Genomic DNA, 15315 nt, shown 5'->3' with positions numbered 1-15315 from the left:
CCCTGCGCGCCGAGGGCCGCGAAACACCCACTTCCGCTGGAAAATAGAACCGGTTACAGTTCGGCTGGACGAGGTTCTGACGCCAGAGGAGGCCCGCATGGGCACGCCGGTGATCGTCGAGGCCGTACGCACCCCGATCGGCAAGCGGAACGGCTGGCTCGCGGGGGTCAAACCCCAGGCACTGCTCGCGACGGCCATGAAGGGCGTGGTCGAGAGGTCCGGCGTCGACCCGGCGACGATCGGGCAGGTGTTCGCCGGGTGCGTGACCCAGGCCGGAGAGCAGGGCGGGCACGTCGGCCGGTACGCCTGGCTGTACGCCGGCCTGCCCTACCAGGCGGGGGTGACCACCGTGGACGCGCAGTGCGGCTCCTCCCAGCAGGCGGTCCACCTGGTCGCGGCGCTCATCCGGTCGGACGTGATCGATGTCGGGGTCGCCTGCGGGGTCGAGGTCATGAGCCGCCAGCCGCTCGGCAGCAACGTCCTGCCCGCCAAGCCCCGCCCCGACGACTGGTCCATCGACATGCCCAACCAGTTCGAGGCGGCCGAACGCATCGCCCGGCGGCGGGGGCTCACGCGGGAACGGCTCGACTGGTTCGGCGCGCGTTCCCAGCAGCTCGCCGCCAAGGCGTGGGCCGACGGCAGGTTCGACCGAGAGATCATCCCGGTCACCGCGCCGGTGCTCGACGAGGAGCGACGGCCGACCGGCGAGAGCCGCACGGTGAAGCGCGACCAGGGGCTGCGCGAGACGACGGCCGAGGGGCTGGCCACGCTCAAGCCGGTGCTCGGCGAGAACACGTTGCACACCGCGGGCACCTCCTCCCAGGTCTCCGACGGCGCGGCGGCCGTGCTGCTGATGAGCGAGGAGGCCGCCGCACGGCAGGGCCTGCGGCCCCGCGCCCGCATCCTGGCCCAGGCGCTGGTCGGCGCCGAGCCGTACTACCACCTGGACGGTCCGGTGGCCGCCACGGCGAAGGCGCTGGGGATGTCCGGCATGACCATGGGCGACATCGACAGGTTCGAGGTGAACGAGGCGTTCGCGGCGGTAGTCCTGTCGTGGGCGAGCGTCCACGAGCCGGAGATGGAGAAGGTCAACGTCAGTGGCGGGGCCATCGCGCTCGGCCATCCCGTGGGGGCCACCGGCGCGCGCCTGGTGACCACGGCCCTCCACGAGCTGGAGAGATCGGACTCCTCCACCGCGCTCATCTCGATGTGCGCCGGCGGCGCCCTCGCCACCGCGACCGTCCTCGAGCGCGTGTGAGGACGCGGCGCAGGCCGTACGGCGCGCAGCGGCCCATGGACCTCGGCGGCGGGGTGTGGAGCGTCCCGGTGCCCATCCCCGGCAACCCCCTGGGGTACACCCTGGTGTACGCCGTGGAGTCGCCGTCCGGGCCGGTGCTGGTCGACGCCGGGTGGAACCACGAGGACGCCTGGCTCGCGCTGCGCGACGGGCTGGCGGCCGTCGGCATGGACGTGCGGACGGTGCGCGGGGTGGTCGTGACGCATCACCATCCCGACCACGCGGGGCTGGCGGGACGGGTCCGCGAGGAGTCGGGCGGCTGGATCGCGATGCACGAGGCGGACGCCGCCCTCGTACGGCTGATCCGCGGCATGGACGGCGCCACCCAGCGGGCCTTCCAGGCCGAGATGATCCGCCGCGCCGGCGGCGAGCCCGACGCACCCGGACCGACGCCGTCCACCGGCCGTCCCGCCCCTGCCCTGGACGGCGCCGACTCCTCACCAACGGACGGGACCGGCCCCGGGAAGGAGCCCGGAGCCGCCGGCCCCGAGCCGGACCGGTGGGAACGGCCGGATCCGCCCGCCGCGCCCGATCTGGAGTTGCGGGACGGGGACCTCGTCGACGTGCCGGGCCGCAGGCTGCGTACCGTCTGGACCCCGGGGCACACCCCTGGGCACATCTGCCTGCACCTGGAGGACGCCGGGCGGCTCTTCACCGGCGACCACGTCCTGCCCGGGATCACCCCCCATATCGGCCTTTATCCCTATGACCGGGACGACGTCGATCCGCTCGGTGACTTCCTCGCATCCCTGGACCTGGTGACCGGCATGCCCGACGTCGAAGCCCTGCCGGCGCACGAATGGGCCTTCCCCGACGCGGCCGCCCGCGCCGCCGAGATCCGCGACCACCACGAACAGAGGCTGCTGCGGTTGCACGACCTGCTCGCCGGGCTCCCGGCCGTGACGATCTGGGAGGTCGCCGAACACATGCCCTGGAACCGTTCGTGGTCCGACCTCGGGCCACAGCAGCGCGGCATGGCCGCCGGGGAGGCGGCCGCCCACCTGCGCACGCTGGAGGCGCGCGGCCTGGCGCGCCGCCTGCCCGGCGCTCCAGGGGCTCCGATCCGGTTCACCGCCTCGCGACGCTGAGCCCTTGGGCCCGTTTTCCGTACATCGCCCTCATCGATCTGGTTGATCGCCGACAGCGCCCCGGCCGCAGACAGTGTCTGACCCGGGTGATTCGGGCTCGCGCGGAAAACAGGCCTAGACTCATAAACCTCCGATGTCTGAGCACGTGGTGTGCGAAATCCAGAGGTGGTGACTCCGTGGCGGTCACGGACGCTGCGATCGACAAGATCAAGGGCATGATCGTCTCCGGCGAGCTGGCCCCGGGAGCGCGGCTGCCGAAGGAGGCCGACCTCGCCGAGCGCCTCGGACTGTCCCGCAACTCCCTGCGAGAGGCGGTCCGCGCGCTCGCCCTGATCAACGTGCTCGACGTGCGGCAGGGCGACGGCACCTACGTCACCAGCCTGGAGCCACGGCTGCTCCTCGACGCCCTCACCTTCGTCGTCGACTTCCACCGCGACGACACCGTGCTGGAGTTCTTCCAGGTCCGCCGCATCCTCGAACCCGCCGCGACCGCCATGGCGGCGACCAGCATGGGGCCGGACGACATCGAAGAACTGCGCGCGATCCTCGACGCCCTCCCCGAGGACCCGAGCGTCGAACAGCTCGTGGCCAACGACCTGGAGTTCCACCAGCGCATCGCCCGGGGCTCCGGCAACACCGTCCTGTGCTCGCTGATCGAGAGCCTCTCCGGCCCCACCACGCGGGCACGCATCTGGCGCGGCCTCACCCAGGAAGGCGCCACCGCCAAGACCCGCGAACAGCACACCGCCATCTACGAGGCCATCGCCACCCACCAGCCCGACATCGCCCGAGCCTGGGCCACCGTCCACATCGCCGGCGTCGAGGAATGGCTCCGCCGCGCCCTCTGACCTGTCGGATGCTCTGACGAGAACCCACGAAGCAATTTCCGCCAGCGGGATGTCGAGGGGGCTGTGTCGGCTTCGACCAGTTGGTGGAGGGCGTCCAGGAGGGGCGTCCGGCGGAAGGGAGCCGGCAGTGAAGTACATGATCATTATTTATGGCAACCAGGAGCTGTGGGAGTCGTTGTCCGGCGAGGAGTTCCAGAAGGCCATCGCCGAGCAGGACGCGTTCAACCGCAGGTTCAAGGAGACCGGTGAGCTGCTCGGCGCGTACGGCAACGCCGACGCGGTGCAGGCCAAGACGGTGCGGGTGCGCGACGGTGCGGTGGCCGTGACCGACGGGCCCTATCTGGAGACCAAGGAGTACCTCGCCAGCTGGTACCTCATCGACGTCGACAGTGAGAAGCGCGCGTTGGAGATCGCCGCCGAGCTGCCGTTCGCCGCGCTCAAGGAGGTCGAGGTCTGGCCGATCCTGCACGAGGCCCCAGGGAACGAGCTTTGAGCGACGAGCCGCTCGAGGACCTGCTGCGCCGCCTGGCGCCGCAGGTCCTGGCCGCGTTGATGCGCTCCTACGGGCGGTTCGACACCTGTGAGGACGCGGTGCAGGAGGCGCTGCTGGCGGCGGCCACGCAGTGGCCCGAACAGGGCACCCCCGGCAATCCGTACGGGTGGCTGGTGACGGTCGCGACGCGGCGGTTCACCGACTGGGTACGCAGCGACGTCGCGCGCCGGCGCCGCGAGGACGCCGACCTGCTGGCCACCCCGCCTTCCATGCTCGTCGCGGCCCCCGCCGACCAGCCGTCGCCCGGCGGGCACGACGACAGCCTGACGTTGCTGTTCCTGTGCTGCCACCCGTCGCTGTCGCCGCCGTCGCAGATCGCGCTCACGCTGCGGGCGGTCGGCGGCCTGAGCACCGCCGAGATCGCCCACGCCTTCTTCGTCCCCGAGGCGACCATGGCGCAGCGGATCAGCCGGGCCAAGCAGACCATCCGCAAGGCCGGCGCGCAATTCGCCCCTCCCCCGGCGGCCGAGCGCGCCGAACGCCTGAAGGCGGTGCTGCACGTCCTCTATCTGATGTTCAACGAGGGCTACGCCGTCACCTCCGGCTCCCGGTTGCAGCGCCACGACCTCACCGCGGAGGCGGTGCGCCTGGCCCGCCTGGTGCACCGGCTGCTCCCCGACGAGGCCGAGGCGGCCGGGCTGCTGGCGCTCATGCTGCTGACCGAGGCCCGCCGGGAGGCCCGCACCCACGAGGACGGCTCGATCGTCCCGCTGCCGGAGCAGGACCGCGACCGGTGGGATCAGGAGCTCATCGCCGAAGGCGTGGCGCTCATCAGCGAGACCCTGGCGGCGACGTCGCGGCTCGGGCCGTACCAGCTGCAGGCGGCGATCGCGGCGGTCCACGACGAGGCGCGGCGGGCCGAGGACACCGACTGGCCGCAGATCGTCGCGCTGTACGAGCTGCTCGAACGCCTGGCGCCCAACCCGATGGCGACCCTCAGCAAGAGCGTCGCCGTCGCGATGGTGCACGGCCCGGAGGCGGGTCTCGACATCGTGGCGAAGCTGGAGGCCGACGACCGCCTGGCACGCCACCACCGGCTCCACGCCGTGCGCGCCCACCTTCTCGAGATGGCCGGTCGCGGACAGGACGCCCGTGACAGCTACCGCACCGCGTCCCGCTACGCCACCAGCCTCCCCGAGAAGCGCTACCTCGACGCGCGTGCCGCCGACCTTTCCGGAACATGTGACGTCCCGTGATGTTGCGCACGATTTGTGAGGCAAGTACAGGATTCTGAGGATTCGCAGCCGACGGACGTCCCGGAGCCCGGGACGCCGGTGCGGCCGGTCGCGCCGCGCCTGGTGGTGCTGGGCACGGACGACGCCCCGGCCTGCTCGGACGGGACCTGCTGGTGAGCGAGGAGATGTCAGTGCGCGTCGAGATCTGGTCCGACGTCGTGTGCCCCTGGTGCTACATCGGCAAGCGGCGTCTGGAGAAGGCACTGGCCGGGTTCGAGCACGCCGGAGAGGTCGAGGTGGTGTGGCGCAGCTACCAGCTCGACCCCTCGCATCCGAAGGGCGTCCGCGAACCGGTCCACGAGGCCCTGGCCAAGAAGATGGGCGGCACCGCCGCGCAGGTGCGGACGATGACCGAACGGGTCAAGGCCCTGGGCGCGCAGGAGGACCTGGCGTACGACTTCGACCGGGCCGTCATGGTCAACACCTTCGACGCCCACCGGCTGACCCACCTGGCGAAGGCGCACGGCCTGGGCGATCAGGCGCACGAGCGGCTGCTGCGCGCGCACCTCGTCGAGGGTGAGGCCGTCGACGACGCCGAGACGCTGGTCCGGCTGGGGGCCGAGATCGGCGTGCCGGCCGAGGAGACGCGGCGCATGCTGGGCGGCGACGACCACGTCCGGGACGTCGAGGAGGACATCCGTGAGGCCCAGGCGCTCGGCGTGAGCGGTGTGCCGTTCTTCGTGCTCGACCGCGCGTACGGCGTTTCCGGCGCCCAGCCCGTCGAGACGTTCCTGGCCGCGCTGCGCCAGGCCCACGGACGCGCCACGGCCACCCGCTGAAGGTCAGGCGGCTTGGGCGGAGCCGTCCTTCTCGCGCAGCGTCGCGCTGGCCTTCGTCCAGGCCGCCAGGCCGTCCAGCAGGCCCTTGGCGCCCGTCTCCATGGCCTCGTTGGGCGTCAGCCTGCCGTCGGCGTCGAGCGACTGGTGGACGAACGGGATGTTGACCGCCTCGACGACCGGCACCATCTTCACCGCCGTGACGACCTGCTTGAGCATCTGCACGGCGCGCGTCCCGGCGGCCACACCCCCGTAGCTGACGAACCCGACCGGCTTGTGCCGCCACTCGGCGTGCAGGTAGTCGATGGCGTTCTTGGTGGCGGCGTTGAAGCCGTGGTTGTACTCGGGGACGACGAACACGTAGGCGTCGCCGCGGCCGATGGTCGCGCTCCAGTCCTTGGTGTGCTGGTGGACGTACCGGCCAAGACGCGGGTGGTGCGGCTCGTCGAACAGCGGCAGGTTCACCTCGGCGAGGTCGACGACCTCGACGTCGAACATGCCGTGGGCGGCCGCCCGCTCCCGGAACCATTCGGCGACCCGGGGCCCGACGCGGCCGGGGCGGGTGCTGCCGATGATGATCTGCAAGGTCGGCTTGGACATGTGCGTCTTCCTCTGTGGCGCTGTGACGTACTGTCTGCGGCTGCCCGCAGACGTGTCGTCGATGTCGGTGCCCGCCGGAATCCTCGATCTCCGGCGTGTGCCGGGCGGCGCTCCTGCGCCCCCGGCTCCCCCCAACACCGTGCCCCGGCCTGCCCATTCCCGGCCGTTGACCTGCGCTTTCCCCGTCACTCCTTTCCGGCGGCCCCGCCGGCCCACCGGACGCGGACTTCCCCGGTGCCGGAGCGGGCGTTCAGGGTGCGGGTGGCCTTGCGGTCGTTCGGGATCTCGGACGTCGCCCTGCCGTCGTCGCTCGCGGTGGTGACGCGGTAGGCGCCGGCGGTCCTGGGCACCGTGAGGTCGACCGCCCCGTCCCTGGAGACGGCCTCGACCTTCGTGGGCGCCGCGCTGAAGGCGAGCGACACGTGCCCGTCGGTGGAGCGTGCGGTCACCTGCGGGGAACCGGTCCTGCGGGCCACGATGTCGCCGCCCGTCACGATTTCGAGCGGTCCCGTCATGCCGTCGGTGTGCACGTTGTCGTCCCTGGCCGTGATCTTCACGGGCTGGGCGAGGCGGACGGCGTTGACCTTGTCGTCGCCGTCGACCTCGATCGTCACGCCGGGCGGGACCTGGATGGTGTGTTCGGCGCCGCAGTTGATGACGATGCCCGAGCAGACGACGCCGACGTGCAGCTTCTGGCCCTCCAGGGTGAGGGGCGCGTTGCCCTGCTCGGCGGCCTTGCCGGTCAGCCGCCTCTCCACGCGGATCTTGCCGGCGACGCCGGGTTCGAGGCGCACGGGAGTGCCTCTGGCCTCGATCACCAGCTTCGCCGCCGTGTAGGCGAACTCCCGGGAGTCGCTCCGTTTCGCGTCCGCGGAGAACGCGCCACAGCCGCTCGCCGTCAGCACGCCGGCCGCCGTCGCCACGAGTATCAAAGCTCTGGGAATCACCCGTCCAGGTTCGCCGTACGTCTGGTGGCGGGCCATCGGACATTCGTCCACGGAAACCGCCGGAAGATCGGCCGATCGGAGGAGCCCGGACGCCGGCACTCCTCGCCGTGCGCCTTCGCCGCCGTCCTCATGGGGAGCGCGCTCATGGTAAGGATGTCCACATGTCAGGTCCGGCCCCCTTGCGCGCGGAAGACCCGGATCGCCTCGGCGCCTACCGCCTCACCGGGCGGCTCGGTCGCGGCGGTCAGGGAGTGGTGTACCTCGGCCTCTCCCCTCAGGGCGCCCGTGTCGCGGTGAAGCTCATGCACGCGCGGCTCGACGAGGAGCGGGCCCGCCGGAGGTTCGCCGCCGAGGTGGAGGCGGTGCGCCGGGTGGCCCCGTTCTGCACGGTGCAGGTGCTCGACGCCGACCTCGAGGGCGACCGGCCGTACATCGTGAGCGAGTACGTCGAGGGCGTCTCGCTGCAGGAGCACATCACGGCCGAGGGGCCGCGCACCGGCGGCTCCCTCGACCGTCTGGCCGTGGGGACGGCGACCGCGCTCGCGGCGATCCACGGCGCGGGCGTCGTCCACCGGGACTTCAAGCCGGGGAACGTCCTGATCGGCGGTGACGGTCCCCGGGTCATCGACTTCGGCATCTCCCGCATCATGGACGCCGCCTCCATGACGGGCGGCACGCCCGTGGGCACCCCGGCGTACCTCTCCCCCGAGCAGCTCAGGGGCGAGCCCGCGGGGCCGGCGGCCGACATGTTCGGCTGGGCTCTCACCGTGGCGTTCGCCGCGAGCGGGCGGCACGCCTACGCCGCCGGCTCCTCCGAGGCCGTCCTCGGCCGCATCCTCTTCGGGGAGCCCGACCTCGCTCCTCTCACCGGGCGGCTGCACGAGATCGTCGTCGCCTGCCTGGCCTCCGACCCGGCGGACCGGCCGAGCGCCGACGAGGCGCTGCGCCACCTCATCGGGCAGGGGCCGGCGGCCGTCCCTCCCGGCCGGATGCTGAGCACCGGCGCCACCCTCGCCTCCGCCGGCGGCCGGGTGCGGCGACGGTGGCCCGCCGTCGTGGGCGGGCTCGCCGTCCTGGCGGCGGGCGTGGCCGCGGCCGCGCTGTGGTGGGGAGGGGGAGCCGCCGCGTTCTCGTACGCCGGCCGCTGGACCGGCGTCGCCGAGCACCCCACCGCCGGCCGCGTGTTCCCGGTGGAGATCAGGGTGGACACGGCCGGCGGGGGCGGGACGATGAGGTGGGGCGCCGACCTGCACTGCGTCGGCCGGCTGACCAAGGTGGGCGGGAAGCCCGCGGAGCCGGACTTCCGGCTCGACGAGGTCCACGGCGAAGAGTGCAAGCAGGGCAGCCTGCACCTGTCGCCCGACGGGTCCGAGCAGGTGCGTTTCCAGGTGACCGCGTCAGGAGAACCCCGTTACTTCGGCACGGCGTCCCGCTCCTCCTGACCGCGCGTACCCTGCCGTCAGAAGTTCACGCTGATGCAGGCCAGCCGCGCACCGGCCGTACCCGCGTGCCCGGGGTCGGTGTGCGTGTGGTCGGCGTGGATGACGATCGACTGCGGATGCCTGTCGGTGAACTTCCAGTTCAGAGTCGACACCGACGAGGCGTTGCCGTGCGCGTCGGTGGTGAAGTCGAGCCAGACCTCGTTGCGGGCGTTGGCGTACCTGGGGTCCGTGGAGGGGGTGACCGGGTCCTGCTTGTGCTGGTAGTGCGGTCCGGCGTCCTCGGGCTTGGCGCCGCACCGCTTGGTGTGCACGTGCGCGCCGTATTTGCGGTCGGGGAGGAGGCCCTGCACCTGCAGCCGGACGCTGGAGACGTCGCGGCCCGGAAGGTAGGCGACCCCGGCCGTGGCGCCCGACGGCACGAGCTTGGGGTCGTAGGTGATGGTGGTCTGGTCGTTGGAGTACGGCATGAACCGCCCGACCGCGATGACCGGCTCGGGATCGGGCGCCGCCCCCGCCGGCATCGCCCCCGCGCCCACCATCGCCAACGGCATCACCACGGCCGCGACCCCCACACGTACCGCCCGCATAACGTCCCCCTCGCCCTACTTGTGTTGCCTTTCGACCGGCATTTGCGGATATACCCGGCAAGCGGATAAGGCGAGCCAAGAGCGATTCATCCCGGCTTCATGCCCCCGCGTCACCGGTCAGATCCGCAAACCGTACGTCGTGCGGGCCGTGGTGTCGAAGACGCGGGCGCGTTCCGACGGAGTGAGGGCGGAGGTCAGCTCGTGGGCGAGGGCGACGACCTCAGCGTAGGAGGCGGCGAGCTCGCAGACCGGCCAGTCGGAGCCGAACATCACCCGTTCCGGGCCGAAGCACGACAGGACGTGGCCGGCATAGGGAGCCAGGCGGGCGGCGTCCCAGTCGGTCCAGTCGGCCTCGGTCACCAGGCCGGACAGCTTGCAGGTGACGTTCGGCGACTGGGCGAGGGCCTCGATCTCGCCCGCCCACGGTTCGAGGGCGCCGGAGGCGACGGGCGGCTTGGCGGCGTGATCGAGGACGAACCGGACACCGGGCAGGTCGCGGACCAGCTCGCGGGCCGCCGGCAACTGCCGGGTGAGGACGAGCAGGTCGTAGACGAGCCCGGCCTCGCCCACGGCGCGGATGCCGGAGCGCACTTCGGGACGGGAGAGCCACGCGGGGTCCGCCTCGTCCTGCACCTGGTGCCGGATGCCGGTGAGCAGGTGCCCGCCCGGCAGGTCACGCAGTCGCGCGAGCTCGTCGGCGACGTCCGGGGCGGTCAGGTCGACCCAGCCCACCACGCCGGCGATCAGCCCGCCCGAGGCCCCGGCCGTCGCGAGGAACTCCTCGGTCTCCTCCACCGTCCCCACGGTCTGGACGAGCACGGTCGCCTCGACGCCCGCGGCCGCCGTCTCGCGGCGCAGGTCGTCCACGCCGTACGGCCTGCGCAGCGGCGCCAGCGCCTCCCCCTCCATCCAGGGGTACGGCCGCCGGGACGGGTCCCACAGGTGGTGATGCGCGTCGATCATCGGCGGGGCTCCGGGTCGATCAGGGACTCTTCGGTCAGGTCGGCCCACAGGGCTTCGGGCACCGGGGCCGCGGTCAGGGCGGCGTTGCGTGCGACCTCCTCGGCCGAGCGGGCGCCGACCAGCACAGACGTCACGGCCGGGTGCCGCAGCGGGAAGGCCAGGGCCGCCTGCGGGAGGCTGACCCCGTGCCGCCGGCACACCGCCGCGACGCGCCGCGCCCGCTCGACGAGCGCGTGCGGCGCGGGCCCGTAGTTGTACGTCCCGGTCGCGTCCTCGGTGGCGAGCAGCCCGCTGTTGAACACCCCGGCGGCGACCACCGACACGCCGCGCTCCTCGCACAGCGGCAGCAGCCCGTGGGCGCCCGACTGGTCGAGCAAGGTGTAGCGGCCGGCGAGCAGCACCAGGTCGAGGTCGGTCTCCTTGACGAAGTCCCCCAGCATCTCCCACTGGTTCATGCCGGCGCCGATCGCCTTGATCACCCCCTGGTCGCGCAGCTCGGCCAGCGCCGGGTACGCCTCGCCGACCGCCTCGGCCCAGTGGTCGTCGGGATCGTGGAGCAGGACGACGTCGACGAAGTCGTGCCCGAGCCGCGAAAGGCTCTCCTCCAGCGACCGCCGCACGCCGTCCCGCGAGAAGTCCCAGACACGGCGGTGCGTGGCCTGGACGTCGAAGCCCTGGTCGTCACGCCCACCGCCGGAGGACGGCACGAGCAGCCGGCCGACCTTGGTGGACAGCGTGTACGACTCGCGGGGCCGGGACCGCAGCGCGGCGCCGAGGCGGCGCTCGGACAACCCGAGCCCGTAGTGCGGCGCGGTGTCGAAGTAGCGGACGCCGCCCGTCCACGCCGCGTCCACGGCCTCGGCGGCCTGCTCGTCGCTGATCGCGGTGTACAGGTTCCCGATCGGGGCGGCGCCGAAGCCGTACCGCGTGACGCGCGCGCCCCGCCCCACCGTGCGGACCTCCACCTGCTCCTCCTCGTGCACCTCCTACATCTCCCAGACCAGGCGCAGCCCGCCCGCGGAGGGGTCGAAGTCGCCGTCGAGGAGGCGGTTCATCTGGGCCTGCCACGCCTGGTTGGCGGCGCTGCCCCTGAGCTTGTCCTGCATGGCGGCGTAGTCGTCGACCTCGACATAATGGAACAGGTCGAGGCCGTCGCGCCAGATCTTCCAGTCGTGCACCCCGGCCGCGCGCATGTCGGCCTCCAACTCGGCCGGGATCGTCGCGTGCTCGGCTTCGTAGGTCTCCTCGGCCCCGGGCCTGAGCCGGGTGCGCAAGGCGATCCGCTGCATGGGGAACCCCTCTGTTCTCTCAGTCTTGGGCTTTGCCGCTGGTGACGCGGGCGAGCATGAGGGCGACGAGGATGATGCCACCGTAGATGGCCTGGATCCACTGCGCCGACACCCCGGCCAGCGTGAGGATGTTGTTGATCAGGCCGAGCACGAGCACGCCGCAGAGCGCGCCGAACAGGGTGCCCTTGCCGCCGTCGAGGCTGACGCCGCCGATGACGGCCGCCGCGAACACCGTGAAGATCATGCCGTTGCCCTGGCTCGCCGCCACCGAGCCGAGGCGTCCGGTCATCAGCAGCCCGGCGAGGGCGGCCAGCAGGCCGCCGACCATGAACACCGTCCAGACGACCCGGTCGGTACGGACGCCGGCCGCGCGGGCGGCGTCCGCGTTGCCGCCGATCGCGTAGATCGACCTGCCGTGCCGGAAGTAGCCGAGCAAGACGATGCCGGCGGCGTAGGCGACCGCGCAGATCCAGATGGACGCGGGCAGCCCGAGCCAGCGGGCGTTGCCGAGGTAGAGCACCGAGTCGGGCAGCGCGAAGAGGTTCTGCCCGCTGGTGAAGCCGATCTGCAGGCCGCGCAGCACGATCAGCATGCCGAGCGTCACGATGAACGCCGACAGCTTGAACCTCAGGATCAGCAGCCCGTTGAACGCCCCGACGGCCACGCCGATGAGCAGGCAGATCGGGACCGCGAGCGCCGTCGGCCACTCGGTGCCGAGGCCGTTGGACCCGGCGGGGATGACCAGGCCGGCGGCGAGCGCCGGAGCGAGCCCGACGGTCGACTCCAGCGACAGGTCGAACTTCCCGGCGATGAGGATCATCGCCTCGGCGAGCACCAGCAGCGACAGCTCGGTCTGCTGCTGGAGCACGTTGGTCAGGTTGTCACCGCTGAGGAACGCCGGGTCGATCAGGGCGCCGACCACGATCAGCAGCAGGATCGCCGGGACGAGGGCCAGGTCGCGGAAGCGCGCGAGCCGTACCCGGTCCGGCGCCGCGCTCGTGCCGCCGGCAGGGGGGCCCGAGGACCCCGAAGAGGCGACGGTGGTTTCGGTCATCGTGCGTCGACACCTTCCATGACCGCCACGAGCTCGGCGTCGGCCCAGCCTCGCGGCACTTCCTTCACGACACGGCCGTGGAACATCACAAGGACGCGGTCGCAGATGCGCAGGTCGTCCAGCTCGTCGCTGACGAGCACCGCCCCGGCGCCGCGCTCGGCGGCGTCCTCGACCGCGCCGAGCAGGGCCTGCTTGGCCCGTACGTCCACCCCGGCGGTGGGGTTGATGACGACCAGCGCCCTGGGGTTGTCGGCGATCGCCCGCGCCATCACCACCTTCTGCGCGTTGCCGCCGGACAGGTCGCCGACCGGCTGGGAGGGCCCGGTGGTCTTGATGGCCAGCTCCTCGATCATCCGCTCCGCCCTGGCCCGCCGCAGGGCCGGGGACACCGCCCCGAGCCTGCCGAGCTTGTGGGCGATGGGCAGGGTCGCGTTCTCGGCGATGGAGAGCAGCGGGACGAACCCCTCCTTGTGCCGGTCCTGCGGGACGAAGCCGAGGCCCGCGCGCAGCGCCGAGGAGACGTCCCCTGGACGCGGCCGCCTGCCGTTGATCACGACCGTGCCGCTGTCGGCCGCGTACAGCCCGACCAGCGTCTCGGCGAGGCCCACCTTGCCGCTGCTGCCCGACCCGGCCAGCCCGACGATCTCCCCCTCGCGGACGGCGAGGTCGACGTCGCGGTAGCGGCCGGCCAGGGACAGCTTCTCCGCGCTCAGCACGACCTTCGCGCCGTCGCGGACCACCCGTGCGCGGGCCTGGTAGCCGGCGGCGGCCTCGCCCGTCATCGCCGCGACCAGCTCGTCGTGCGGGAGATCGGCGACCGGGCGGGTCAGGACGTGGCGGGCGTCGCGGAACACGGTGACCGACTGGCAGACCTGGTAGACCTCCTCCAGGTGGTGCGAGATGAACATCATCGTCACGCCCTGCTCGCGCAGGGCCCGCATCCGCTCGAAGAGCCGCTCGATCGCGGGGCCGTCGAGCTGCGCGGTCGGCTCGTCCAGGATGATGAACCGGGCGCCGAACGACAGCGCCCGCGCGATCTCCAGCAGCTGGCGCTGCTCCACGCCGAGGTCGCCGGCGAGGCGCCCGGCGTCGACCCCGACCCCGTACTGGTCGAGCAGCTCGCGCGCGCGGGCCCGCAGGGAGCGCCAGTTGATGGGGCCGCGGCCGGCCTGGCGATTGAGGAACAGGTTCTCGGCGACGGTCAGCGTGGGGATGATCGTCGACTTCTGGTAGACGCAGGCGACCTGCCGCCGCCAGGCGTCCCGGTCGGCGAGGGCGGGCGCGGGACGGCCGGCGAACAGCACCTCGCCCTCGTCGGGCCGCTGGAGGCCGGTGAGGATCGACACCAGCGTCGACTTGCCGGCCCCGTTGCGGCCGACCAGCGCGTGCGTCTCCCCCTCCGCGATCGCGATCCCGGCCCGGTCGAGCGCCGTCGTCGGCCCGAAGCGCTTGGTGACGCCCCGCGCCTCGACGGCGGGGGCGGTGTCGGAGGACGTCATCACTTGACCTGGTTGCCCCAGAGGCCGGGGTCGTCGACGTTCTCCTTCGTCACCAGCGGGGCGGGCAGCTGGTCCTCCAGACGCCCGCCGCCGACGTCCACGATCGTGCTGTCGTGGTCGGTCTTCCCGGGGGCGAAGGTCCTGCCCTCCAGCGCGGCCTTGGCGTACGACAGCGCCCACTTGGCGTACAGGTCGGCCGGCTGCGACACGGTGGCGTCGATCTGGCCGTCGCGGATGGCCTGGAACTCCTGCGGGATGCCGTCGTTGGAGACGATGAAGATGTGCTTGGGGTCGGCCGGCGGCACCAGCAGGTTCTTCGACTTCAGCAACTGCAGGGTGGGGGCGAGGAACGCTCCGCCGGCCTGCATGTAGATGCCGTTGATGTCGGGGTGCTGGGTGAGCCGGGTCTGCAGCGCGGCCGAGGCCTTGGTGCCCTCCCACTCGGTCGGCTCCGCGAAGACCGTGATGCCGGGGTAGTTCGTCTTCATGCACTCGGCGAACGCCTCGGAGCGGTCGCGGCCGTTCACCGACGCCAGCGAGCCCTGGAACTCGACGACCTTCCCCTTGCCCTTCAGCTGTTCGCCGAGGAACTTGCACGCCTTCTCGCCGTAGGCCCGGTTGTCGGCGCGCACCACCATGTAGGTCTTGCCCTTATCGGGACGGGTGTCGACGGTGACGACCGGGATGTTCTTGCTCGCGAGCTGGTCGAGGGTGGTGGCGATCGCGCCGGTGTCCTGCGGGGCCATGACGATCGCCTTGGCGCCCTGGCTGGTGAGGGCCTGCACGTTGGCGACGAGCTTGGCGACGTCGTTCTGGGAGTTGGTCGGCGGCATCAGGTCGATGCCGAGCTCGCCGGCCAGCTTGGGGACGTACTTGTTGTAGGAGTTCCAGAAGTCGGTGTCGGCGCGGGGGAAGTCCACGCCCACCTTGCCGCCCTTGCCCGCGGCCGCGCCGCCTGAGGACGACGTGGTCGTGGAACCGGAGGAGCCGCACGCGGCGAGCGTGAGGGTGAGGGTGAACAGGGCCGCGCACGCGGCCGAAGGTCGTGCTTTCACTGTCGCCTCGATTCGAGAAGGGTTCGGAGGCGCCGGCCCGGGCTTGGGGACGGCCGGCTTTGGGGGGTGCTTCCGAGGGCGG

Annotated in this window: 16 protein-coding genes; 7 read left to right on the top strand and 9 right to left on the bottom strand. The window is 72.1% G+C overall.

Translation table 11 applies throughout. The features are described from left to right. Positions 1-97 precede the first annotated feature (97 nt). The 6 genes from KIK05_RS05640 to KIK05_RS05615 all read left to right on the top strand — a co-directional run bounded on the left by KIK05_RS05640 (position 98) and on the right by KIK05_RS05615 (position 5800). Positions 98-1258, top strand: coding sequence for a steroid 3-ketoacyl-CoA thiolase (locus KIK05_RS05640; RefSeq protein WP_214409475.1), 1161 nt, complete (start codon positions 98-100; stop codon positions 1256-1258). After that, the gene (locus tag KIK05_RS05635; protein WP_308249768.1) at positions 1255-2385 is read left to right on the top strand and encodes an MBL fold metallo-hydrolase; all 1131 of its coding nucleotides are present in this window, start codon (positions 1255-1257) and stop codon (positions 2383-2385) included. Before KIK05_RS05640 ends, KIK05_RS05635 begins: the two co-directional genes overlap by 4 nt. A 176-nt stretch (positions 2386-2561) precedes the next feature. Continuing rightward, on the top strand, positions 2562-3233 hold the full coding sequence (locus KIK05_RS05630) for a FadR/GntR family transcriptional regulator (protein ID WP_214409474.1): 672 nt from the start codon (positions 2562-2564) through the stop codon (positions 3231-3233). A gap of 136 nt (positions 3234-3369) precedes the next feature. After that, on the top strand, positions 3370-3726 hold the full coding sequence (locus KIK05_RS05625; protein ID WP_214409473.1) for a YciI family protein: 357 nt from the start codon (positions 3370-3372) through the stop codon (positions 3724-3726). After that, the gene (locus tag KIK05_RS05620; RefSeq protein ID WP_214409472.1) at positions 3723-4982 is read left to right on the top strand and encodes an RNA polymerase sigma factor; all 1260 of its coding nucleotides are present in this window, start codon (positions 3723-3725) and stop codon (positions 4980-4982) included. The genes KIK05_RS05625 and KIK05_RS05620 overlap by 4 nt, the downstream gene beginning before the upstream one ends. A 170-nt stretch (positions 4983-5152) precedes the next feature. After that, positions 5153-5800: a DsbA family oxidoreductase gene (locus KIK05_RS05615; protein WP_214409471.1), complete on the top strand. Its 648-nt coding sequence runs from the start codon at positions 5153-5155 to the stop codon at positions 5798-5800. A 3-nt stretch (positions 5801-5803) separates the two neighbouring features. Here KIK05_RS05615 and KIK05_RS05610 read toward each other — a convergent pair whose 3' ends face one another. Together KIK05_RS05610 and KIK05_RS48745 are read right to left on the bottom strand one after the other, a co-directional pair. Then, positions 5804-6397: an NADPH-dependent FMN reductase gene (locus KIK05_RS05610; RefSeq protein WP_214409470.1), complete on the bottom strand. Its 594-nt coding sequence runs from the start codon at positions 6395-6397 to the stop codon at positions 5804-5806. A gap of 185 nt (positions 6398-6582) precedes the next feature. Further along, the gene (locus KIK05_RS48745) at positions 6583-7320 is read right to left on the bottom strand and encodes a DUF4097 family beta strand repeat-containing protein (RefSeq protein ID WP_214409469.1); all 738 of its coding nucleotides are present in this window, start codon (positions 7318-7320) and stop codon (positions 6583-6585) included. Positions 7321-7505: 185 nt separating this feature from the next. Here KIK05_RS48745 and KIK05_RS05600 point away from each other — a divergent pair, with 185 nt between their 5' ends. Then, positions 7506-8786 carry a serine/threonine-protein kinase gene (locus tag KIK05_RS05600; protein WP_214409468.1) on the top strand — a complete coding sequence of 427 codons (1281 nt, stop codon included), beginning with the start codon at positions 7506-7508 and terminating at the stop codon, positions 8784-8786. Positions 8787-8803: 17 nt separating this feature from the next. Here KIK05_RS05600 and KIK05_RS05595 read toward each other — a convergent pair whose 3' ends face one another. From KIK05_RS05595 to KIK05_RS05565, 7 genes are all read right to left on the bottom strand, one after another. Beyond that, the gene (locus KIK05_RS05595) at positions 8804-9373 is read right to left on the bottom strand and encodes a superoxide dismutase family protein (protein WP_214409467.1); all 570 of its coding nucleotides are present in this window, start codon (positions 9371-9373) and stop codon (positions 8804-8806) included. A 117-nt stretch (positions 9374-9490) separates the two neighbouring features. Continuing rightward, a complete protein-coding gene (locus KIK05_RS05590) occupies positions 9491-10336 on the bottom strand; it encodes an amidohydrolase family protein (RefSeq protein ID WP_214409466.1) in 846 nt (281 codons plus the stop codon). Beyond that, the gene (locus KIK05_RS05585) at positions 10333-11319 is read right to left on the bottom strand and encodes an aldo/keto reductase (RefSeq protein ID WP_308249766.1); all 987 of its coding nucleotides are present in this window, start codon (positions 11317-11319) and stop codon (positions 10333-10335) included. Before KIK05_RS05585 ends, KIK05_RS05590 begins: the two co-directional genes overlap by 4 nt. Before the next feature lie 3 nt (positions 11320-11322). Continuing rightward, on the bottom strand, positions 11323-11625 hold the full coding sequence (locus KIK05_RS05580) for an L-rhamnose mutarotase (protein WP_214409465.1): 303 nt from the start codon (positions 11623-11625) through the stop codon (positions 11323-11325). A 19-nt stretch (positions 11626-11644) separates the two neighbouring features. Next, positions 11645-12679, bottom strand: a complete 1035-nt coding sequence (locus KIK05_RS05575; protein WP_214409464.1) for an ABC transporter permease — start codon at positions 12677-12679, stop codon at positions 11645-11647. Beyond that, positions 12676-14178 carry a sugar ABC transporter ATP-binding protein gene (locus tag KIK05_RS05570; RefSeq protein WP_214409463.1) on the bottom strand — a complete coding sequence of 501 codons (1503 nt, stop codon included), beginning with the start codon at positions 14176-14178 and terminating at the stop codon, positions 12676-12678. The genes KIK05_RS05575 and KIK05_RS05570 overlap by 4 nt, the downstream gene beginning before the upstream one ends. After that, positions 14178-15233, bottom strand: coding sequence for a sugar ABC transporter substrate-binding protein (locus KIK05_RS05565; RefSeq protein WP_214409462.1), 1056 nt, complete (start codon positions 15231-15233; stop codon positions 14178-14180). Before KIK05_RS05565 ends, KIK05_RS05570 begins: the two co-directional genes overlap by 1 nt. Positions 15234-15315: the final 82 nt, after the last annotated feature.

Origin of the sequence: Sphaerisporangium fuscum (genome assembly GCF_018531465.1) — a bacterium.
Lineage (GTDB): Bacteria > Actinomycetota > Actinomycetes > Streptosporangiales > Streptosporangiaceae > Sphaerisporangium > Sphaerisporangium fuscum.
The sequence above is the reverse complement of the archived record's forward strand: the minus strand, read 5'-3'. Positions and strand labels throughout refer to the sequence as shown.

Excerpts from the sequence above, each read along its gene's own strand:
- KIK05_RS05595 (WP_214409467.1), bottom strand. The coding sequence starts at position 9,373 with ATGCGGGCGGTACGTGTGGGGGTCGCGGCCGTGGTGATGCCGTTGGCG.
- KIK05_RS05570 (WP_214409463.1), bottom strand. The coding sequence starts at position 14,178 with ATGACGTCCTCCGACACCGCCCCCGCCGTCGAGGCGCGGGGCGTCACC.
- KIK05_RS05610 (WP_214409470.1), bottom strand. The coding sequence starts at position 6,397 with ATGTCCAAGCCGACCTTGCAGATCATCATCGGCAGCACCCGCCCCGGC.
- KIK05_RS05580 (WP_214409465.1), bottom strand. The coding sequence starts at position 11,625 with ATGCAGCGGATCGCCTTGCGCACCCGGCTCAGGCCCGGGGCCGAGGAG.
- KIK05_RS05640 (WP_214409475.1), top strand. The coding sequence starts at position 98 with ATGGGCACGCCGGTGATCGTCGAGGCCGTACGCACCCCGATCGGCAAG.
- KIK05_RS05625 (WP_214409473.1), top strand. The coding sequence starts at position 3,370 with ATGATCATTATTTATGGCAACCAGGAGCTGTGGGAGTCGTTGTCCGGC.
- KIK05_RS05600 (WP_214409468.1), top strand. The coding sequence starts at position 7,506 with ATGTCAGGTCCGGCCCCCTTGCGCGCGGAAGACCCGGATCGCCTCGGC.
- KIK05_RS05590 (WP_214409466.1), bottom strand. The coding sequence starts at position 10,336 with ATGATCGACGCGCATCACCACCTGTGGGACCCGTCCCGGCGGCCGTAC.
- KIK05_RS05575 (WP_214409464.1), bottom strand. The coding sequence starts at position 12,679 with ATGACCGAAACCACCGTCGCCTCTTCGGGGTCCTCGGGCCCCCCTGCC.